General features: G+C 59.2%; 20 protein-coding genes. 7 read left to right on the forward strand and 13 right to left on the reverse strand.

What is annotated here, in order from left to right; all coding sequences use genetic code 11:
- Positions 1-48: 48 nt before the first annotated feature.
- The 9 genes from flhB to ACFPM8_RS19035 form a co-directional block, all read right to left on the reverse strand.
- Positions 49-1191 (reverse strand): flagellar biosynthesis protein FlhB, encoded by a 1143-nt coding sequence (gene flhB / locus ACFPM8_RS18995; protein ID WP_378999875.1) that lies wholly within the window; start codon positions 1189-1191, stop codon positions 49-51.
- A 205-nt stretch (positions 1192-1396) separates the two neighbouring features.
- Positions 1397-2281 carry an alpha/beta fold hydrolase gene (locus ACFPM8_RS19000; protein ID WP_378999877.1) on the reverse strand — a complete coding sequence of 295 codons (885 nt, stop codon included), beginning with the start codon at positions 2279-2281 and terminating at the stop codon, positions 1397-1399.
- A gap of 58 nt (positions 2282-2339) precedes the next feature.
- Positions 2340-2495 (reverse strand): hypothetical protein, encoded by a 156-nt coding sequence (locus ACFPM8_RS19005; protein ID WP_378999878.1) that lies wholly within the window; start codon positions 2493-2495, stop codon positions 2340-2342.
- Between the two features lie 447 nt (positions 2496-2942).
- Positions 2943-3584, reverse strand: a complete 642-nt coding sequence (gene cheZ, locus ACFPM8_RS19010) for a protein phosphatase CheZ (protein WP_378999879.1) — start codon at positions 3582-3584, stop codon at positions 2943-2945.
- Position 3585: 1 nt separating this feature from the next.
- The gene (cheY, locus tag ACFPM8_RS19015) at positions 3586-3984 is read right to left on the reverse strand and encodes a chemotaxis response regulator CheY (protein WP_378999880.1); all 399 of its coding nucleotides are present in this window, start codon (positions 3982-3984) and stop codon (positions 3586-3588) included.
- A 103-nt stretch (positions 3985-4087) separates the two neighbouring features.
- On the reverse strand, positions 4088-5182 hold the full coding sequence (locus ACFPM8_RS19020; RefSeq protein WP_378999882.1) for a protein-glutamate methylesterase/protein-glutamine glutaminase: 1095 nt from the start codon (positions 5180-5182) through the stop codon (positions 4088-4090).
- 12 nt (positions 5183-5194) lie between these two features.
- Positions 5195-5812, reverse strand: coding sequence for a chemoreceptor glutamine deamidase CheD (gene cheD, locus ACFPM8_RS19025; protein WP_378999883.1), 618 nt, complete (start codon positions 5810-5812; stop codon positions 5195-5197).
- A complete protein-coding gene (locus ACFPM8_RS19030) occupies positions 5812-6696 on the reverse strand; it encodes a CheR family methyltransferase (RefSeq protein ID WP_378999886.1) in 885 nt (294 codons plus the stop codon). The genes cheD and ACFPM8_RS19030 overlap by 1 nt, the downstream gene beginning before the upstream one ends.
- A gap of 174 nt (positions 6697-6870) precedes the next feature.
- Positions 6871-8673, reverse strand: a complete 1803-nt coding sequence (locus ACFPM8_RS19035; protein WP_378999888.1) for a methyl-accepting chemotaxis protein — start codon at positions 8671-8673, stop codon at positions 6871-6873.
- Positions 8674-9049: 376 nt separating this feature from the next.
- Here ACFPM8_RS19035 and ACFPM8_RS19040 point away from each other — a divergent pair, with 376 nt between their 5' ends.
- Positions 9050-9310 (forward strand): hypothetical protein, encoded by a 261-nt coding sequence (locus ACFPM8_RS19040; protein ID WP_378999890.1) that lies wholly within the window; start codon positions 9050-9052, stop codon positions 9308-9310.
- 561 nt (positions 9311-9871) lie between these two features.
- On the opposite strand, the gene ACFPM8_RS19045 is transcribed toward ACFPM8_RS19040, so the two are convergent.
- Together ACFPM8_RS19045 and ACFPM8_RS19050 are read right to left on the reverse strand one after the other, a co-directional pair.
- On the reverse strand, positions 9872-10036 hold the full coding sequence (locus tag ACFPM8_RS19045) for a hypothetical protein (RefSeq protein WP_378999891.1): 165 nt from the start codon (positions 10034-10036) through the stop codon (positions 9872-9874).
- A 263-nt stretch (positions 10037-10299) separates the two neighbouring features.
- A complete protein-coding gene (locus tag ACFPM8_RS19050; RefSeq protein WP_378999892.1) occupies positions 10300-11970 on the reverse strand; it encodes a methyl-accepting chemotaxis protein in 1671 nt (556 codons plus the stop codon).
- A 392-nt stretch (positions 11971-12362) separates the two neighbouring features.
- Between ACFPM8_RS19050 and ACFPM8_RS19055 the strand changes: the two genes are divergently transcribed.
- Positions 12363-12944 (forward strand): TetR/AcrR family transcriptional regulator, encoded by a 582-nt coding sequence (locus ACFPM8_RS19055; RefSeq protein WP_378999894.1) that lies wholly within the window; start codon positions 12363-12365, stop codon positions 12942-12944.
- A 54-nt stretch (positions 12945-12998) separates the two neighbouring features.
- Positions 12999-14138: a thiolase family protein gene (locus tag ACFPM8_RS19060; protein ID WP_378999895.1), complete on the forward strand. Its 1140-nt coding sequence runs from the start codon at positions 12999-13001 to the stop codon at positions 14136-14138.
- 58 nt (positions 14139-14196) lie between these two features.
- On the opposite strand, the gene ACFPM8_RS19065 is transcribed toward ACFPM8_RS19060, so the two are convergent.
- A complete protein-coding gene (locus tag ACFPM8_RS19065; RefSeq protein ID WP_378999896.1) occupies positions 14197-15606 on the reverse strand; it encodes a DHA2 family efflux MFS transporter permease subunit in 1410 nt (469 codons plus the stop codon).
- A 677-nt stretch (positions 15607-16283) separates the two neighbouring features.
- On the opposite strand from ACFPM8_RS19065, the gene ACFPM8_RS19070 reads away from it, so the two are divergent.
- Complete coding sequence (locus ACFPM8_RS19070; protein ID WP_378999898.1) at positions 16284-16796, forward strand: PaaI family thioesterase; 513 nt, start codon at positions 16284-16286, stop codon at positions 16794-16796.
- Between the two features lie 142 nt (positions 16797-16938).
- Here ACFPM8_RS19070 and ACFPM8_RS19075 read toward each other — a convergent pair whose 3' ends face one another.
- Positions 16939-17391, reverse strand: coding sequence for a MarR family winged helix-turn-helix transcriptional regulator (locus ACFPM8_RS19075; RefSeq protein ID WP_378999900.1), 453 nt, complete (start codon positions 17389-17391; stop codon positions 16939-16941).
- A 229-nt stretch (positions 17392-17620) separates the two neighbouring features.
- Between ACFPM8_RS19075 and ACFPM8_RS19080 the strand changes: the two genes are divergently transcribed.
- Genes ACFPM8_RS19080 through ACFPM8_RS19090 form a run of 3 tightly spaced genes read left to right on the forward strand, consistent with a single transcriptional unit; the run spans position 17621 to position 21459 of the window.
- Positions 17621-19513 (forward strand): fatty acyl-AMP ligase, encoded by a 1893-nt coding sequence (locus ACFPM8_RS19080; protein WP_378999903.1) that lies wholly within the window; start codon positions 17621-17623, stop codon positions 19511-19513.
- Positions 19514-19516: 3 nt separating this feature from the next.
- On the forward strand, positions 19517-20467 hold the full coding sequence (locus ACFPM8_RS19085; RefSeq protein ID WP_378999905.1) for an acyl-CoA desaturase: 951 nt from the start codon (positions 19517-19519) through the stop codon (positions 20465-20467).
- Between the two features lie 17 nt (positions 20468-20484).
- Positions 20485-21459: an acyl-CoA desaturase gene (locus ACFPM8_RS19090; RefSeq protein ID WP_378999907.1), complete on the forward strand. Its 975-nt coding sequence runs from the start codon at positions 20485-20487 to the stop codon at positions 21457-21459.
- The last annotated feature ends 2 nt before the right edge of the window (positions 21460-21461 follow it).

The raw sequence follows: 21461 nt of genomic DNA on the forward strand, positions 1-21461 counted from the left end.
ACTTGGGGAATGCGCTCAAGGAAAAACTTGAGGTGGAACCGGGCGACTTCATGTCGGACTCCCTAATGGATCAAGTGATGCGGGCACCGGCAAATCCTGCGGCGCCCGTGGTGCGATGCCGCCTTCGTCGCGCCAGCGCTTTAGCTGATAAACCCAGGCCAGCACTTCGGCCACGGCGGTGTACAAGGCGGCCGGGATTTCCTCGCCCAGATTGGTATGGCGGTACAGCGCGCGCGTCAGCGGCGGCGCTTCCAGGATAGGGATTTTGTGTTCGGCGCCGATGGCGCGGATGCGCAGCGCGATCAGGTCGCTGCCCTTGGCCACCACGCGCGGCGCGCGCATGTCTTTGTCGCTATATTTGAGGGCGACCGCGAAGTGGGTCGGATTGGTCACGACGACATCGGCCCCGGCCACTTCGGACATCATGCGGCGCCGCGCCATCAGTTGCTGCTGACGGCGGATCTTGGCTTTGATCTGCGGATCGCCTTCGCTTTCCTTGTGTTCCTGGCGCAAATCCTCGCGCGACATGCGCAGCTTGCGGTAGTGGTTCCACAACTGGTACGGCACATCAATCGCCGCCACCAGCAGCAGCGAGGCAATGATCAGCCAGCAGCAATGCGCCACCAGCCGCACCGTATGCGACAGCGCGGCATGCATAGGCTCGGTCAGCAAGCCCATGATGGTTTCCAGATTGCCGGAAATCACCCAGTAGGCGATGCCGCCCACCAGCACAGACTTGGCCAGCGCCTTGCCCAGTTCGACCAGGGCCTGGGTCGACATCAGGCGGCCGATGCCGGCGATCGGATTAAGTTTGGAAAATTTGGGCGCCAGCGTCTGCGTCGAAAACAGCCAGCCGCCCAGCATCAGCGGCGCCACCAGCGCCGCCAGCGCCATCATGGCCAGCAACGGCAACAGCGCCAGCAGCCCGTCCACCACCACGCTGCCGGCCTGCTCCATCATGTGCGCCGGCTCGAAAGCGGCGGCGCGTTCGAACTGCAATGTGTGGCGCAACGCATGCGCCACATGCTCGGTCATCGGCACGGCCGTCAGCCACAGCCCGCCGATGCCGGTGGTCAGCAATACGAACGTGCTTAATTCACGCGAACGCGCAACCTGGCCTTCTTCGCGCGCCTTTTCCAGTCGCCGGGGAGAGCCAGGTTCAGTTTTTTCGAGATCGCTTTCTTCCGACATGCATGCTCCGAACGAGGGACGAACAGCGTCCCATCAGGAGCGATTATTGATGCACCGACAAGAATGCGATCGGCCAAACAGGGTGGGGATTGACCTGCTGCTTGCGCAATCGGTGGGGGAATGGGGAGAACAGGCCATTCGTAATCTTTTAACAAGAGCGAATTATCTTGTGAATCGATTCACATAAGTGCGCCTCCAACCCTTGCTAACGCGGACGCAAGTCGCCGCATGCCGCATTCCGGATCGCGTGCTGAAAGATGGGTTCAAAGGCATCGTGCCCGACCTGGAACAGCCGGCTTTTCAACGATCCGCGTCGACGCAACCAGCACAGACTTTGCAATCCGAACACATCGCGCACCCCCTGCAATACCACCAGCGGCTCCGCGCTCCGGAATACCAGGTCCAGGTCTTGCGCAGTAACGAAATAGTCGTTGAGGTGGTAATACAGTTCCAGATTGATAGCGCGGATTGCCTGTTCGTCGATATCCGCATCGCACCAGGACAGGTCCATTGTTTTGCCATCCAGCATGAGTGACGCGCCTAGCCATAGCCTTGCCGCTGCGCGCCGTTGTTGCGAATCGGCCGAGTGCAGCGCGCAAAATAAATCTTCCAGCGTCAGCATTTCCGGCGCTTGGCGCATCTTGTGCAAGCAAAGCGTCAGCGCCTGCTCGTAAGCGGATACGTAATCTTTGGTTGGAACGAAAACAGATGCCAATGTGATTTGCGCAACCGATTCGGGGAAGCGATTTTGATACAGCAGCGACAGCCAGCTGCCCCAGGAGATGCCGAGCAGGCTGATGCCGGTAAATCCAAAATAGCGGCGCAATGCCTCGATATCGTCGACCAGCAGCGACGTATTGTTGTGCAGGAGCCGGCCGTGCGGTTGCGATCGCCCGCAGCCGCGCTGGTCGAACAGAATCACGTCGAAGCGATTCAGGTCGAAGAAAACAAGATGCTGCGCGCTGCTATAACCGCCGGGACCGCCGTGCAGAAAAAAAATGGGGCGCCCGCCTATCTTGCCGTGACGCTCCCAATAAAGCCGGTGTCCATCGCTGGTCTCGTAAAAGCCGCTGCGTTCGCACTGTGTCATCTGTCTCCACGCTTGAGTACGCAAAATTGAAATCCCCACCGGTTCCATTCCTCTGCTTCTATTCCGCTGATTCCTCTGACTCTTCTGATTTCAGTTCGGCTTGTTCGGCCTCAGTCAGATGGCGTTTTTCAATCTCCACCACCAAGTCCGGAAACGCTTCCGCCTGTTTCGTAGAAACGATTTCGTTTACGTTAAATATCCATGCATAAGCCATAATTATTTCCCTCCTTCATTCCATGATAAGAACCCATTGATCGCCACCGAGTTGGCATATTCAAGGTAGTAAGAGAGCTTTCTTACGTCAAGGAAAGTGGCTGAGAACCAGAAATTTCATAAGGCGTGGTGAGTGAAAGAGGAGTCATGAGACGCCAAATTCTGATGCCGTGTGGGCGATGCGGTGGGGGTGGGAGGTGGGCAACGCTGGGGCGTTGTTGGGGTGATGGGGGTCGGACGCTCGGTGATTCGGTGTGCTGTGGTTTTTTTTCTCTCTGTCCCGTAATGCTTTTCTTGGGAGTTTATGCGTTGTATCTTAGTCAGTTGGGGACAGAGTAATTCGCCACGCTGCGGTGGCTCTTAAACTCTGTCCCGCAATTGTTGTGGCTTGTTGAGGACAGAGTAATTCGCCGCGCTGCGGCGGCTCTTAAACTCTGTCCCACAATTTTTAAAATCCCAAACTCGACAACAAATCATCCACCTGCCCCTGATCCGAAACCGCATCCGGATTCTCTTCCGCCCGCATCTGCGGGCCGTTCAGCAGGCTGTTGCTTTCCTGCCGTTTTTCAACCGGGGTGTTATCGATCAGCACTTGCAGCAGTTGCTTCTCCATTTCATGCACCACTTCCATCATCTTCTTGATGACCTGGCCGGTCAGATCCTGGAAGTCTTGCGCCATCATGATTTCCATCAGCTGCGCATTGATTGCGCTGGCTTGCGGCGGCACGTCGGCGAGAAAGGCGCGGGTGTCCTGCACCAGCACGCGGGCATCGTCCAGTTCGACCGGGCTGGCGAACCATTCATCCCAGCGCTTGCCCAGTCCCTTGGCTTGCTTGGCCAGCTGCTCCTGGATCGGCTGGGCGACGTCGATCGCGTTCAACGCCCGTTCGGCCGCGCGCTCGGTCATCGCCGCCACATAATTCAAACGGTCGCGGGCGTCGGGAATGGCTTGCGCCGCCTTCGCGATTTCCTGGTCCAGTCCCAGCTCGCGCATGCTTTCGCGCAGCAGCCGGGTCAGGTGGCCGATACGATTGACCAGCTGCTCGGCGGAGTCGACTGCAACCGGCATATGAGGTGTGTCCTGCGTCATGTCAGGCTCCCTCTTTCTCGATCTTCTCGAAGATCTTGGTGATCTTTTCTTCCAGCGTGGCGGCGGTGAAAGGCTTCACCACATAACCGTTGGCGCCGGCCTGGGCGGCGGCAATGATGTTTTCTTTCTTGGCTTCCGCGGTCACCATCAGCACCGGCATTTTTGCCATGCGCGGATCGGCGCGGATCGATTGCAGCATGGTCAGCCCATCCATATTGGGCATGTTCCAGTCCGACACGACAAAACCGAAATTGCCGTCGCGTAGCTTTTGCAAGCCGGCCGCGCCGTCTTCAGCTTCGTCGACGTTGACGAAATCCAGTTCCTTCAGCAGGTTGCGGACAATCCGACGCATGGTCGGGAAATCGTCCACGACCAGAATTTTGATGTTTTTATCAACCATGATTACTCCAGACAATGTTTACCATGACAGCCCACTCGCACTCGCTGCGACTGGGCCAACTTAATTCTTAATCCCTTTTTCCTTCTATCGCCGACCTACGTTCCTATACCCGGTTGCCGCTGCCGCCGAACGACATCAGGCGCGCCATCAGGCGCTGGCTCATTTCCGACAATCCGGCCACTTCGTTGGCGGCGCCCATCGCGATCGCTTCGCGCGGCATGCCGAACACGACGCAGCTCGCTTCGTCCTGCGCCAGCGTGTAAGCACCGGCCTGGCGCATGCGCAGCAAGCCGGCGGCGCCGTCCTTGCCCATGCCGGTCAGGATCACGCCGATTGCATTTTTGCCGGCGTGTTTGGCGACCGAGTCGAACAGCACGTCGATCGAGGGCCGATGGCGGTTGACCGGCGGCTCCTGGTCCAGCTGGGCGACATAGTTGGCGCCGCTGCGCGCCAGCGACATATGGAATCCGCCCGGCGCGATGTAGGCGTGACCCGGCAAGACCCGCTCGCCGTGCTCGGCTTCCTTGACGGTGATGCGGCAAATGCCGTTGAGGCGCTGCGCGAAAGAATTGGTAAAACCGGGCGGCATGTGCTGCGCAATCATGATGCCGGGACTATCCGGCGGCAGCGGCTGCAGCACTTCCTTGATCGCCTCGGTGCCGCCGGTGGAGGCGCCGATGATGATCAGTTTTTCGGTACTCAGCAGCGGGCTGCGCAGCATCGGCGCCTGCGCTGCGGCATTGCCGGCAGCGGCGTCGGCAACTGCGGCTGGACGGCGCGACGGCTGCAGGCGGGCATTGGACGCGGCGCGAATCTTGTCGGCGATCAGGTCGGTATATTCCAGCAAACCGTCGCGGATGCCCAGCCGCGGCTTGGTGACGAAATCGACCGCGCCCAGTTCCAGCGCGCGCATCGTGATTTCCGATCCGCGTTCGGTCAGCGACGACACCATCACCACCGGCATCGGCCGCAGGCGCATCAGTTTTTCCAGAAAATCCAAGCCGTCCATGCGCGGCATTTCGACGTCCAGCGTCAGCACGTCGGGATTGAATTGCTTGATCAAATCGCGCGCCACCAGCGGGTCGGGCGCGGTCGCCACCACCGTCATGTCGGGCTGGCTATTGATGATTTCCGTCATCAGGCTGCGTATCAGGGCCGAGTCGTCGACACACAGAACTTTGATTTTAGTTGCGCTCACACGCTGCTCCTGTTATTTGAATAATTCCACACTGCTGCTGTTGCGTACCGGCGGTTTTGCCAGCCTTTGCGCCAATACCTGTTCTTCGCGCTGTACCTGCGCCGCATCGTTCTCACGCCGCAATTTGCGCACCATGACCTTGCCGGTGCCGGGGAAGTAACTGATCCGACGCGGCCAGCTGCCGCGCAGATCCTGGGCGGTGACCCGCACTTGTTCCATCTGCAGATAACGCAGCACAAAATCGGCATTGCGGTCGCCGATATTGAGCGTCGTCATATTGGCCAGCACCGCGCCGCCGCCAAACACCTTGGCCTCCAGCCGCTCGCGCTTGGCGCCGGCTTTCAGCAATTCGTTGAGCAAAACTTCCATCGCATACGCGCCGTAGCGCATCGACGACGAGGCTTCTTTCGACGCGCTGCTGCCGTCGTCCGGCAACATGAAATGGTTCATGCCGCCGACCCCGGCGGTGCTGTCGCGCACGCAGGCCGACACGCACGAGCCCAGCACCGTGCTGAGCACCATGTCGGACGAGGTGACGAAATATTCGTTGGGCAGCAACTTGACCGCGGGAATATTAAATTCGCGATCGAAATAATGATGCGTTGCGACCGCCTCTCCGCTTGCCGCCATTACGCATTGCCTTTGGCGCGATGCGCGCCCAACGCGCTCAGTTCGTACACGGTTTGTCCGCGCAGCTTGAACGGTTGGTTGACGTAGGAAAAATTCTCCGAATGGCCGGCAAACAACAAGCCGTGCGGCTTCATCAACGGCGCGAAGCGCTGCAAGATGCGGCCCTGGGTCGGCTTGTCGAAATAGATCATCACGTTGCGGCAAAAGATGGCGTCGAACGGCTCCTTCAAATCCCACCTTGGATCGAGCAGGTTCAGTTGCGCGAACTGCACCATCGCCGCCACTTCAGGCCGGATCCGCACTTTGCCGGCTTGAGCGCCGGAGCCCTTCAAGAAGAATCGCTTGAGCCGTTCGGGCGAGATTTTGCTGACCTGCTCCATGGTGTAGACGCCGATCGCCGCTTTTTCCAAAACCTGGGTGTCGATGTCGGTGGCGATGATGGTGGCGGAACTGGCGCGGCTGCCCAGCGCTTCGATCAAGGTCATCGCGATCGAATACGGCTCTTCGCCGGTGGAAGCGGCCGAGCACCAGACGCTGAGCGGCTGAGGGCATTTGACGGCATGCTCCGCCAGCAACGGGAAATGGTGCGCCTCGCGGAAAAAAGCCGTCAGGTTGGTCGTCAGCGCATTGGTAAACGCCTGCCATTCCTCGCTGTCGTTATCGGCTTCCAGCGCCGCCAGATAAGAGGTGAACTCGGTCAGGCCCAGCTCGCGCAGGCGGCGCGACAAGCGGCTATACACCATCTCGCGCTTTTGTTCGCTGAGCGAGATCCCCGCACGCTGATGAATCAGGGTGCGGACCCGCGCAAAATCGCTGTCGGTCAGCAGGAAGTCGCGCGCTGCGCCTGAGCTGGAACGGGGTGTCTGGTTGCTGGTTATACGCATCGTTTCAACATGGTTGGTAAGTTATGGGCACTTCGAAAAACCTACTGCGCGTCTCAATCTCGGGCCTGCGATGCTCGCCCGCTCCGTACGGCTGCAGGTGTTGCAACTTCGTCGTCCCGACCTTGAGCCGCTCGCTACGGTTTTTCGAGGTGCACTCGTACAAGTGATGATCAATCAAAAGGTTTCCCAGTCGTCGTCCGCCGGCACTTTGGCCGAAGCGGGAGCCGCTGCCGGCGCCGGCGCTGCAGCCGAGGTCGGCGTCAATTTCAGGTAAGGCTTCTGGGCCGCGCTGCCGGCGGCCTTGGCTTTGGCTGACTTCAGGATCGGCTTGGCGGCAGAGCCGGCCCGCACCGCTGCCGGTGCCGGCCGGCTGACCGGCTTGCTGCTGGCCGCGGCGGCCGCCAGGTGCGATTGCGTGCCCTGCCCCGGGCTGTCCTGCAAGCGGAATACCGACACCGCTTCGTGCAGGCGCTGGGCTTGCTCTTCCAGCGCGCCGGCCGCGGCGGCGGCTTGCTCGACCAGTGCCGCATTTTGCTGCGTCACGCGGTCCATCTGGATCACGGCTTGGTTGACTTGTTCGATGCCGCTGCTTTGTTCTTCCGAGGCTTCGGTGATTTCGCCCATGATGTGGGTGACGCGTTTGACCGCTTGCACCACTTCGTTCATGGTTTCGCCGGCGCGGTCCACCAGCACCGAGCCGGAATCGACGCGCGCCACCGAGTCGTCGATCAAGCCCTTGATTTCCTTGGCCGCCTGCGCGCTGCGCTGCGCCAGGGTCCGCACTTCGCCGGCCACCACGGCAAAACCGCGGCCTTGTTCGCCAGCGCGGGCAGCTTCCACCGCGGCGTTCAGGGCCAGGATATTGGTCTGGAAAGCGATGCCGTCGATCACGCCGATGATGTCGGCAATCTTTCTGGAGCTGTCGGTGATGCCCTGCATGGTGTCGACCACCTGACCGACCACGGTGCCGCCCTTGGCGGCGATGTCGGAGGCGGTTTGCGCCAGCTGTCCGGCTTGCCGCGCATTGTCGGCGTTCTGGCGCACGGTGGCGGTCAGCTGTTCCATGCTGGCGGCGGTTTGCTCCAGCGATGCGGCTTGCTGTTCGGTGCGGGCCGACAAATCGCTGTTGCCGGCCGCGATTTCGCGGGTGGCTACGGTGATCGAGCTGCTGCCCTGGCGGATCTCCTTGACCGTCGCCGCCAGTCGCTGCTGCATCTGCTGCATCGCGTGCAACAGGCTGCTGGTGTCTTTGGCGCCGACCTCTACTTGCAAGTTGAGATCGCCGTCGGCAATCCTGCTTGCGATTTCGGTCGCGTACACCGGCTCGCCGCCCAGGCTGCGGGTGACGCTGTTAATCACCAGCAGCATCAATGCCGAGACGGCAGCGCCGATGGCGAACAGGATCATCAGTTCTTTGCGCAGGTTGGCGTAGAACTCGGTGCTGACGTCGTTCAGGAACACGCCGGCGGCGATATGCCAATCCCACGGTTGGAAATACTTGACGTAGCTGACCTTCGGCACTTCTTCCTTGCTTGGCAGTTCGGTGTAGTAGTCGACATAGCCCGCCCCCTGCTCCTTGCCGACTTTGACCAGCTCAGTGAAGTAGTGCTTGCCGTTGGGGTCTTTCTTTTCGGCGACGTTCTTGCCGATCAATTCCAGCTTGATTGGATGCTCCAGCACCACCGGCTGCGAATCATTGATGAAAAAATAATTGCCGTCGCCGAAGCGCATCGCGGTGATGCGTTTCAACGCTTCGCGCTGCGCGTCTTCCTTCTTCATCTTGTTCGCGGCGACATCGGCGGCGTAGCTTTTGACCAAGGTGTCCGCGGTCTCGACCAGGTTTTTGACCGCTTCCTTGCGCTCTTTCAGCATGGTGTCGCGAGTGTTCATCGCCGACCAGCCGCCCAACACCAGCAAGCCGACCCACATGCATGCCAGCGCCGCTAATAGCTTCCTTTTTAAACTTAAGTTGTTCATTTCCGCCCGCCTAAGAGATTTTTACAGCCGCGCTTCAATGGCGCAGTCATCGTCGTGCAGCCCCCACCTTGGCCCACACTGCAATATAAGCAGGCGCGGCCTCTGCTGATGCCCAGAAAAACGGCCTAAACAGCCAGCTTCTTAAGCTATGGTCGTAGGTTGGGCTGGAAAGCCCAACGTTTGGTGGCGACGGAGATGAAAATGTTGGGCTTTCCAGCCCAACCTACGCTCTTGTGGTCCGCAACAATCTGCGCTATCGTGCCCACGTCGCGCAGAAAGTACGCGATGCGGCGTCAGAACCGCTTACACCTTACCTTGTGCCCGCCACCTTCGTCGCCCGACGAAGGGCGGAAATTCACCGTACGAGGAGATCAGCATGCATGGCAACAATCCGTCGCAACCATCCCCAGCTTCCCCCGCAATCGTGTATCTCAATCGCGCCATCGACAACGCCTGTCTCGGCATGCACAGCGCCACCGACGTGCTGCGCGTCTTCAAGGCGATGCGTGACCTTTCCAAAAACAATGAAGTGATGCAGGGGCTGGCGCTGACCGGCATCAAACTGGCCGACGACCACTTCAATATGTTCGATGCCGAGCGTGGAGAATTGGAGCGCGAGAAGGCTGGCAAGCCGTAGGACTCGGGTTTGCGAGGCTTACGCTGCAACAGAGCTAAATGGGGTCAGAGTTTTTTTTCGTCGGCTGTTTGACGAAAATTACTCTGACCCCTTTTAGCGAGCCACGGAGTAGATACGTTTGCATTCGGTCGTTCGGTCGTCGCGTAGCTAATACGGTCACCACTCCGTGGATGCTCGCCGGGGGTGGCCCGGCAGCCAGTCCCTTTTCTTGCTTCGCCAAGAAAAGGAACCAAAAGAAGGCGACCGCAAGCCACTGCCCGCCGTAGGCGGGTCCCCAAATGTGCCAACTATTAGCCGGGTGTGAAGACAAACTCGCCTTCGGCTCAAACATGTCTTCCCACAATTCCCGGCTAACAGTCGTCCCATTTGGCAGCGTCTCAATGCGGAATGCACGTCAACGGCAACGTCAAAAACACCCCCACCCCCTCGGCGCTCCGTAGGCCGCTAAGCGGGGGTAGGTTGGGCTGCAAAGCCCAACGTTTGACGCGACGGCGGTGAAAATGTTGGGCTTCGCCTTCGGCTCAACCACAACCTACGACGCCTCTTAAACTATGTCCCCGATTAACTACAGAGGCTGTGGGTTTTGCCGTTGCCGTTGCCGTTGACGTTGATCTTGAATTCCGCATTGGGACGCTGCCAAATGTGGTGGCTGTCAGTCGGGAATTGTGGGAAGGCATGTTTGAGCGCAGCGAGTTTGCCTTCACACCCGACTGATAGACGACACATTTGGGGACCTGACCGAAGGGAAGGCAGTGGCTTTGCGGTCGCCTTCTTTTGGTTACTTTTCTTGGCGAAGCAAGAAAAGTGACTAGCTGCCGGGCTACCCCCGGCGGGCTTCCACGGAGTAGCAAATGTATTAGCTACCCAAAGACCGAACGCATGCAACCGCCCAAACTCCGTGGCCCATTAAAAGGGGTCAGAGTAATTTTCGTCAAACACCCGACGAAAAAAACTCTGACCCCATTTAACTACGTGTCTCGTAATTGATGCTATTGCGACAGCGACCGCATCTTACGCCCTTGCAGCTGCTGCGCCTTTGGCGTGATGTCGATCATGCGCTTACCCTGGGGCCGAACTTGCGGCTGGGACGGCGGCGGGACAACCACTTCGCCGCCGTCCAATTTGAAGGCGCTGACCACCTGCGCCAAGGCAGCGGACTGATCCTGCAGGCTGGCGGCGGCAGCCGACGCTTCTTCCACCAGCGCGGCGTTCTGCTGGGTGACTTGATCCATCTGACTGATGGCTTGATTGACTTGTTCGATGCCGGTGGTTTGCTCGTTGCTGGCGGCGCTGATCTCGCCCATGATGTCGGTCACCCGTTTGACGCTGGCGACGATTTCATCCATGGTCGAACCGGCTTGATCGACCAGCCGGGTGCCGACCCCGACCTTTTCTACCGAGTCGTCAATCAGCGATTTGATTTCCTTGGCGGCAGCGGCGGAGCGCTGAGCCAGGCTCCTGACTTCGGCTGCCACGACCGCAAAACCGCGCCCCTGCTCGCCGGCCCGGGCCGCCTCCACCGCGGCGTTCAACGCCAGGATATTGGTCTGGAAAGCGATGCCGTCAATCACGCCGATGATGTCGACGATTTTTTTTGACGAGGCATTGATCGAGCCCATGGTGTTGACCACCTGGGTCACCACCGAGCCGCCGTGGATCGCTACTTCGGATGCGGATACCGCCAGCTGATTGGCTTGACTGGCATTGTCGGCGTTCTGCTTGACGGTCGAGGTCAGCTGCTCCATCGAGGCGGCGGTTTCTTGCAGCGAGCTGGCTTGCTGCTCGGTGCGCGACGACAAATTAAGATTCCCGGCAGCGATCTGGCCGGAGGCGGTGGCGATGGTGTCGGTGCCGCTGCGGACTTCGCCGACGATTCTTAGCAGGCTTTGATTCATGTCTTTCAATGCGTGCATCAGCTGGCCGGTTTCGTCGCTGGAGCGGACTTCGATGTCCGCGGTCAGGTCGCCGGCGGCGACTCTGCGCGCCACGTTAACGGCAAAACCGAGCGGCGTCGAGACGATGCGCGCGATCCATACGGCCAGGCCGAAACCGAGCAGCACCATGAGCACCATCAGGCCCATGATCCAGTTTCGTGCCTGGGCGTAGATGTCTTCACCCTTCTTGCTAGCGCGGACGCTGCCGTCGCTGTTGATCTGCACCAGGCGTTCGACATCGTTGTCGAGCTGGATGATGAGCGCCAGCGATTCGCCGCGGCTTTCTTTCAGCGCCTCATCCTTTTTGAAAGAACGCGACAGCGCGACGATCTTGCCGCCTACCGTCAGATAGCTGGCGAACTGGGTCTTGAGCTGCTCGTACACGGCTTTTTCTTCCGGCTCGGACACCAGGGTGCCGTATAGGGCGATATTTTTTTGCAGGTCGGCTTGGGCATCGGCGATGCTCTTGGCTGTGTTGTCCATGTCGGCGGCGTCGTTCGACATGATGTGCTGCATCTCGATATTGCGCAGACGCGCCAAGCCGCCTTTGAGCACCAGGATGGTCCGTATACTTGGCAACCAATTGGTGTTGATCTCGGTGGCGGTCGCGTTGACTTGCGACAGTTGCATGATGGAGATCACGCCGAGCACCACTGTCAGCGTCGAGATCAACGCGAACGACAGCAACAGCTTGGTCGCAATTTTCAAGTTATAGAACCAGGTCATGATGTTGTTTACTTTTCAGATGGTGGTTTCAGATACACGCAAAAAATGTGAGCGCGACCCCGCCAGGCATTTTTGCGAGCAGCCTGGCGTCAAATTTCCGAGCTTGATGGTGTTAACGGCAGCGATTTGGATTTTTTTAGGGGTTTCCTGAAAATAGACGGAACTTTTTATTGCCGCGTAGGTTGGGCTGGAAAGCCCAACGTTTCTTTAATCGCAATCAAACGTTGGGCTTTCCAGCCCAACCTACGTTCTGTATGCCACAACTGACATCTCTGACAGCCAAGCGACGTCAACTCCGACTGGCCGACTTCCACATGCTCGCAGCACGTTCGGCAATTTTGTTATATATTGACCGTAATATTATGATCGTCATATAAAAACGGACTATCTTCATGCGCTACGCCAAGCATCATAAAAGCGAAACCCGCCGCGACATTGTGGAAACCGCGAGCCGCCGCTTTCGCGAGGAGGGAGTGGACACGGTCGGCATCGCCAGCCTGATGGCGGATATCGGGCTGACGGCCGGCGGCTTCTACGCCCACTTCGAATCGAAGGAAGCGCTGGTTGCCGAGGCTTGCAACGACGGTCTGGCGATCACCATCGCGCAGCTGCGCGAGTACGTGAACTACCATCCGCCGGGTCAGCGCCTGTCTGCGCTGGCGGATGCTTATCTGTCGCCGCGCCATCGCGATGCGCCTGGTTACGGCTGCGTGATCGCGGCCAACGGTGCCGAGATCGCTCGTCGCCCGCCCGAGACGCGCGCGCTGTTCGCGAGCCAGCTCAATGAGTGGATTGCGTTGATCGGCGAGATATTGCAGGAAGACGGTTTGAGCGCGAATCCCGCCAGCATAGTCAGCGCCATGACCGGCTCCATGATCCTGGCGCGCTCGGTCGATGATCCGGTGCTGTCGGCCTCTTTTCTTGAATCCGGTCTACGCGCGGTGCAGGCATGCATAGCGACTAACCAAACCTGAATCCCAAGCCCAACCTCGCAAGCACGTCGTTTTTCACGTTAAAGGAGAAATGAAATGTTGGTTTCACCCGTTATCGCTGGTTTTGCCCGCTCGCCGTTTCATTTCGCCCGTAAAGGCGCGCTGATCGGCATGCGGCCGGATGATATTGCGGCCCAGGTGGTCAAGGGATTGATCGAGCGGCTTGATGTCGATCCGGCGCTGATCGAGGATGTGATTGCAGGTTGCGCCTATCCGGAAGGCGAACAGGGCGACAATATCGCGCGCATCGTCGGCCTCTTGGCCGGCTTGCCGCAGTCGGTGGCGGGGATGACGATCAATCGCTTTTGCGGTTCGTCGATGTCCGCGGTCCACATGGCGGCGGCTTCGATGCAGATGGGTGCGGGCGAGGCTTTTCTATGCATCGGGGTGGAGTCGATGACGCGGGTGCCGAACGGCGGTTTTCATCCGGCACCCAATTTGACGTTGCTGGAGAGCCGCACGCAGGCTTACGTGACGATGGGCCAGACCGCGGAAAATGTGGCCACGCAATACCGCATCAGCCGCGCCGATCAGGAGTTGCTGGCGGCCGAGTCGCACCGCAAGGCCGCCACGGCGCAGGACATCGGCCATTTCGAGCGCGAGATCGTGCCGATCAAGACCGCCGACGGCATCGTCACGCGCGACGGTTGCATCCGGGCCAATACGACACCCGAGATCCTGGCCAATTTGAAGCCGGCGTTCGACCCCACCGGCAGCGTCACCGCCGGCACCTCATCACCGTTGACCGATGGTGCAACAGCGCTGCTGGTATGCAGCGAGCAATTCGCGCAGCGTCACAAGCTCGACATTTTTGCCCGCATCAAGGCGGTCGCCGTGGCCGGCTGCCCGCCCGAAATCATGGGCATGGGGCCGGTTTATGCGACCCGCAAAGCCTTGCAGCGCGCCGGTTTGAGCATGGCGGACATCGACGTGATCGAGCTCAACGAGGCCTTCGCCAGCCAAGCCGTGGCGTGCATCCGCGAGTTGGGCATGGATGCCAGCCGGGTCAATGTGGATGGCGGTGCGATCGCGCTCGGACATCCGCTGGGTGCGACCGGCGCCCGCATCACCGGCAAGGCGGCCGATATTCTCAAACGTCAAGGCGGGCGCTATGCGCTGGCGACGCAGTGCATCGGCGGCGGTCAGGGAATCGCAACGATATTGGAAAGTGTGTAGAAATGATTTTGTTGATCGGGCAGTCGGGGCTGACCGCCCGATCGGTATCAGGCGAACACTATGCCCGGCTCGGTTGTGCTCCAGCTGTTCTTGCCGCCGGCCGCGTGTCAACCGCCAGGCAGCACACGGAAGTGAGCACGCCGCCCAGCACCAGCAAGGCAAACAGTGTTTGGAAATGCGGCAGATCGACGTTCTTGCCGCCGACCATCAGCACCGTGGCAGCGACGCCGAACACCGATCCCATTTGGCGGATCGCGGTATTGACAGCGATGCCGACGCCCAGCCGATTGCCGGGAAGTCCATGCACCGCAGCGCCCGACAGGGACGGCAAGGTCAAGCCGACGCCGAGTCCAGTCAACAGCATGCCGGGCAGCCAGACGCTCAAGAATTGCGGGCTGGGGCCGGCGCCGATGAAGAGCCACATGGCGCCGCCGGCAAATACAAAGCCGCCCAGCACCAGCGATACGCGATGACCAAGACGGGCGGCAAATTTGCCCGAGATGATGGCAACCGGTATCACCAGCAGCGGCCCCGGACTGACCGCCAGCCCTGACAGTGACAGCGAGTAGCCCCAGATTTTGGTCAGGAAAAAGAAGAAGCCGAAGAACATCGTGGTGAAGGTGATGCCGAAACAAAAGGTGGCCAGGTTGACGTAGGAGAAGTTGGCGCTGCGGAACAAGGTGAGATCCAAAGCCGGCGCCTTCGATTTTCCGGACCAGGAAATAAAGGCCAGCAACAGCAGCGCGCCGGTCAGTACCGCAGAGACGGTTTTCATGTCGAGCGCGCCCCACTCGCCCGATTGCACCACGCCCAGCGACAATAAACCGACGCCGCTGATCAGCAAAAAAATGCCGAAGATATCCGGCGCAACCGCGGGTTCTCCGGTGCGATGTTCGCGCAACGCGGACAGCCCGCGAACGATGGAAATCAGGCCGATCGGCACGTTGACGTAGAACGCGTATTGCCAGCCGAAGTGATCGACAATGAAGGCGCCGGTACTGGGTCCGACCGCACCGGCCAACGCTGCTACCGCACCCCAGAGCGCCACCGCCACCGGTCGCTTGGCCGGGGGAAATGCCGCCAGCACCAGCGACAAAGAAGATGGGGTTAACAACGCCGCCCCCACCGCCTGCAGTGCTCTGGCGGCAATCAACATCTCGGACGACGGCGACAGACCGCACAGCGCCGAGGCGAATATGAAGATCGTCACGCCAAACAGGAAAATCTTGCGATCGCCATGCATATCGGCCAACCGTCCGGCCGGCACCAATAACGCTGCGTACATGATGCTGTAGGCATTCAGCACCCAGGAAAGATGGGCGCTGGTCGCATGCGGAAAGGTCTTTTGTATTGCACCGAAAGAGATGAACAGAATGGTGGCGTCGATGGAAACCAGGAACACCGCTACGCTGGTGAGCCAAAAAACTTTCCACGGACTGCTCGTATTTTGCGAAGAACTGGCCAGCATGATTTCCCCTTAAGATGTATATGCACATATTCGCACATAAAAAAATCGCAGCTCCTTGAGGGGAGTTGCGAACACGCGCAAAAGTATAGCCTCAACAAAAGGGACAGGCAATGCGGGCTGATTGGGATCGCTATCGGGAATGCTTGATCAGATCAGATTCCCAGGAAGTTTTTAGGCCGATTCGCAAGATGTAAAAGCTAGCAGGTTGTCGTCCCGGTACCACAGAATTTTGGCTGTTCGCCCCCGAATCCGGACGTCGTAAATCCCTATTCGCAGGCGTCGGCGGTCTATGTGCAGCAGCTTTTTTTTGCGGTTGCGATATCAAACATGGATGGTTAGCCGAGGCTCAAAAAATAAATTTACATCCATTGACATTTAATATGCGCATACATATTATTATTGCATTGCAGCAACCAATCAATTGCGCAAATCCCATAGCTTTACCGTACCAAGCCTATTGGGCACCTCGAAAAACCGTAGCGAGCGGCCCAAGGTCGGGTCGACGAAGTTGCAACACCTGCAGCCGTACGGAGCGGGCGAGCATCACAGGCCCGAGATTGGGCCGCGCAGTAGGTTTTGCGAGGCGCCCTATTGCCTACCAGTTGTACGACTGGGGGCGAGCGACCTATTAACGATGTTCAACGACGTGAAATCGGATTCGTGTAAAAGGAATGAACATGGGCAATTTCGATACTTCTGAGTGCGAACGCATTGTGCGGTGGACCGATGCGGCTGCGGCTGCGGCTGCGGTGCGCGGCGTCAGCGGTCGAGAAATCCTGGAACGGATCCGGACCGGAAAACACCCGGCACCGCCGATGGCGGCGCTGATCGGTTTTCAGATCCAAGAGGTGGCGGAAGGAAGAGTGGTCATGACGCTTACGCCGCATCCAAGCCTGGCCAATCCGATGGGGACGATCCACGGCGGTGCGGCGGCGACCTTGCTCGATACGGCAATGGGCTGCGCGGTGCATACCCTGCTGCCGGTGGAGCGCGGTTTCGCCACGCTCGAACTGAAGCTGAATTACGTGCGGCCGATTCACATCAATGGCGACGACATGATCGGCGAAGGCCGGGTTCTCAACGTGTCGCGCCAGACGGTCTTGGCGGAAGGCTCTTTGCGGGACCGTGCCGGGAAGTTATTCGTCCATGCCACCGCGACCTTCTCATTGTTCGACATGCCGATTAACTGAGATGGAGGCGAGCAAATGGCTGCGATCGAAAACCGAAACGACAGGCGAAGTTTTTTCATGGCTCGAACAGTAAGAACTGCATCGGGAGGCAGATTGAATAAGCATGACCGGGAAATGATGCGATCGCAACCTGCGCTTATCCTCAGCTTGAAAGAACGATGCCGTCTGCAGCAATCTTCGTGCTCAGTTCGTAGATGTTCCGGTCCAGTTGTTCGATGCTCTGTCGACCGAAAATCCTGCTCACCTTGTCCTGCGCTTTTTTCCAATCTTTCTCGCAGGCGGCTAGCAGTGACTTTCCTCCGTCGGTCAAACACCACAGCCGAACCCGAAGATCGGCGCCTGGCCGGACATCCACCAGCTCCATTTTTTTCAGCGTGGCGAGGGTGCGGCTCAGCGTGGTTGAATCCAGCAGCAAAGCGCTGGCAAGATCGCCGGTGCTCGACTCTTTGCGGGTCTTGATCGTCATCAGCAGGGTGAATTGCGTGACCTTGATGCCGTGCGGCAGGAGAAACTCGTCGTAGAGCGCAGTAATGCCTCTTGCGGCCTGGCGTATCGTTCCACAGTGACAGGAGAGCTTCATTGGTGCAGTAGACATGTGTGTTCTCTCTTATAGAAACAGGCAGTTGAAAAGATTTTGTGAATTGTCAGACAGCTTCAAATTGACGACTGCCACCTCTATTTCAGGCGTCGTTTTCCACTCGAAGACACCGAGCGGACTTGCTATTGGATATGGAAAAACTATTTTCTTGGCCCTATAAACGCACGATCGTTTTATTTGATAATATGTAACAAAGTTGACTCAAAGCAACCAATGGAGCGGCGACATGACGTTAAATTCAACCAGCAGCGAAGCACTAGCGACTCAGATCAGCGCGAGTCACACACCAGCGACCAACTTTTTCGATCTTGCCGATGCCGACAGCATGTCATCCGTCCTGCTGCATCGTGCCGCCACCACTCCCGATGAAGTCGCCTTCCGCTTTTTGAGCAATGGCGACGATGATATCGTCGAATGGACTTACGGCCAATTGAGCAAACATGCAAGTAACATTGCTGCCAAGCTGACGCAGCAGAATCCAACCCCGACCCGGGTGTTGCTGGTGCTTGAGCCTGGTCTTGAATATATCGCCGCTCTTTTTGGCATATTCCAGGCTGGCGCTACCGCGATACCTTCCTTTCCACCGGCCGGCAGCCGCGCTGTTTCCCGGCTGGCGAGCATTTATGCCGACTGCGACGCCGACCTGATTATCGCTGACGCCTCCTTCCGCGCCGCAGAGGACCGACTGAACGCCGCCCTCGCGCCTGACGGCTCGCACCCGCAGTGGCTGTTCGTTGACGATGATTTTCTTATGCACGAATATGCATATACACATTATAGCATCGCACAAGAAAATGTATATACACATTACATTTCTGCACCAAAGCGGGACCCGCTCCACTTCCCTGCCCTGCTGCAATACACCTCGGGTTCCACCGGCGAACCCAAGGGGGTGATGCTGTCGCACGCCAACCTGATCAGCAATTGCAAGGTGCTGGCGGATCGCCTGGGCCAACCCGAACGGCACGTCGGATTCACCTGGTTGCCGCCTTACCACGACATGGGATTGATGGGAGCGTTGCTGCTGTCGGTGTACGGCGGTTTTCCGCTGCTGATGATGTCGCCGGCGCATTTTGTCCAACGTCCGCTGCGTTGGTTGAAGGCGATGAGCAAGCACGGGGTGACGACCTCGGTGGCGCCGAATTTTGCGCTCGACCTGTGCGTCGAATCGGTGACTGACGAAGAACTGGCCACGCTCGACCTGAGTAAATTGACAATGCTGTTCTGCGGTGCTGAGCCGGTCAGGATGTCGACACTGGAGCGCTTCACGCAGAAGTTCGGGCCACGCGGCTTTTCCGCCTCGGCCTATGTGCCGTGCTACGGGCTGGCAGAAGCCACCCTGTTCATTTCCGGCAAGCCGCACGCCGCCGGTGAGCCGCGCACGATCCACATCGACAAGGAAGAACTGGCGCGCGGTGCGATCCAGGTGACGGCGGCATCCGATGCAAATGCTCATGCGGTGGTCAGCTGCGGCACGATAGCGGCGGAGCACGAGATGCTGATCGTCGATCCGGACACGCGCGAGCCGGTGGCGGAGAACGAGGTGGGCGAAATCTGGTTCAGCGGCGCCAGCGTCGCGCTCGGCTATTTGAATAAGAAGGAAGCCAGTCTGGGGATTTTCAAGGCGACGCTCGCCGGCGCTTGTTCCGACCGCACCTATCTGCGCACCGGCGATCTCGGCTTTATGTTGTGCGGCGAATTGTTCATCTCCGGCCGCATCAAGGACGTGATCATTTTCGGCGGCCGTAATCTGTATCCGCAAGATATCGAGGCGTCGGTGCAGCTGAGCCACCCGGCGATCCGGACCAATGGCGTGGCGGCTTTTTCAGTCCATTCCGACTCTTCCGAAAAGCTGGTGGTGGTGGCCGAGATTGCGCGCAGCGCCAAGCTCGACGAGCTGGGATTGCAGGAGGTCGGCGAGGCGATCACCACCGCGGTCACCAGGGATCACGGCGTCTGTCCTTCGGAAATCCATCTTGCTCCGGTCAGCACGATTCCGCTGACCACCAGCGGCAAGGTGCGCAGAAATGCCTGCCGCGAAGCGTTCGTGCAGGGTGCGCTGGCGGCGGTCAAACCGCGTGCCGAGCGCCTCGCCGCCAGCACCGTCAATCAGGAGTGACCCATGCTGCCAACTAAAGATGTCTCGCTTGCCGCCCACAAACTCCAGCCGAGCGCCGTCGCCGACGGCGATGCGAAGGCGCGGCGGCTGGCTTATCTGACGGTCTTCGTGCCTGCCTTCGGCTTCGTGGCGGCGATCGCTTACGCGGTTGCCTATGGTGTGGGCTGGCTGGAAATGGCGCTGCTGGGCGGCATGTATTTCCTCACCTCGTTCGGGGTCGAAGGCGGGCTGCATCGCTTCTTCTCCCATCGGGCGTTCAAGGCCGGTCCGCTGGTGACGATGCTGATCGGGATTCTCGGCTGCATGGCGGCGCAAGGTCCTATCCTGTTTTGGGCGGCAACGCACCGCATGCACCATGTGTTCACCGACCGCGACGGCGATCCGCATTCGCCGGTGCCGCAGGAGCCGGGATTCGTGAACCACGTCAAAGCGCTGTGGCATGGCCACGTCGGCTGGCTGTTTTCGGTCAGGCGCGCCAACTGGAGCAGCTACGTGCCGGATCTGTTGGCCGACCGCCGCGTGCTGTGGGTCAATCAACGCTACATGCGCTGGGTGTTGCTGGGCCTGGTGATTCCGGCTGCGATCGGAGCCGCGGTCGGCGGTCTGGATGGTGCGCTGCGCGGTTTCCTGTGGGGCGGATTGGCGCGGATATTTTTACTCGACCAGGCGACCTGGGCGGTCAATTCGCTGGCGCATACGATAGGCAGCAGGCCACATGTGACGCGCGACAAGAGCGGCAATGTCGCGTTCCTTGCGCTGTTTACCGCCGGCGGTTCATGGCACAACAACCATCATGCCAACCCGTCGCTGGCGCACAACGATCTGCATTTCTGGCAAATCGACATTGCCGCCTGGGTCATCCGTTTTTTAGCAATGGTGGGGCTGGCGTGGGACGTCAGGCGTCGGCGCGATGCCCCTGAAGAAATCAGCGAAGCCTCTGTAAATCACGATTAAAAGTCAGGAGAATTACGATGGACACACGCGTCAAATATTCCACCCCCGGTTTATCCGCCGAGGCCCGCGACAAGCTGCGCCCCGGCATCGCACCGCTGACCGGAGTCGGCGCCACGGTCAAGCAGCTGACGGCGCTAGCCGTGATGCTGGTGCCGTTTGCCGGGTTCCTGCTGGCCTTGCAAAGGGTCATCGCCGGCACTTTTTCGACCACCGATGTAGTGCTGTTTGCGGTCATGTATTTTTTGCACATGGGCGGCATCACGATGGGTTTTCACCGCTACCTGGCGCACAAGACCTTCAACACTTCGCGTTTTTTCGAGGGCCTGTTGCTGATCTGCGGCTCGATGGCGGCGCAGGGTCCGATCATGTTTTGGGTCACGACTCATAGACGGCATCACACGTATAGCGACCAGCCGGGCGATCCGCATTCACCCAATCTGTACGGCAAAAGCCTGGGCGCCAAAATCAAAGGCTTGTGGTACGCCCACATGCCGTGGATGCTGGCGAAAGACATCTCCGGCTGGAATTTCTTCGCGCCCGACATCCTGGCCAACCGCAAGCTGTTTTTCTACCACCGCAGTTACGCGCTCTGGATCGTGCTCGGCCTGGTGATCCCGGCCGTCATCGGCGGACTGGTCGGCGGCAGCCTGTCGGCAGCGTTCAACGGTTTCCTGTTCGGCGGCCTAGCGCGGATTTTCCTGGCCAACCAGGCAGCCTGGTGCGTCGGCTCGGTCAGCCACATGATAGGCAGCAAAGCGTTCAAGACCGACGACAAAAGCGCCAATAACTGGACCGTGGCGATCCTCACCATGGGCGAGGGATTGCAAAACAACCACCACGCTTTCCCGGGCTCGTACCGGCACGGCATCAAATGGTGGGAGCCGGACCTGAGCGGCTGGATCCTGACCGCCCTGGGCGCGCTGGGCGTGGTGTGGGACTTGCGTTTCCCGGATGAAAAAACCATACGCAAACTCTCGCTGGACCGTTCTTAATT

It is taken from the genome of Paraherbaspirillum soli (assembly GCF_042654985.1).
Taxonomy (GTDB): Bacteria; Pseudomonadota; Gammaproteobacteria; order Burkholderiales; family Burkholderiaceae_D; genus Paraherbaspirillum; species Paraherbaspirillum soli.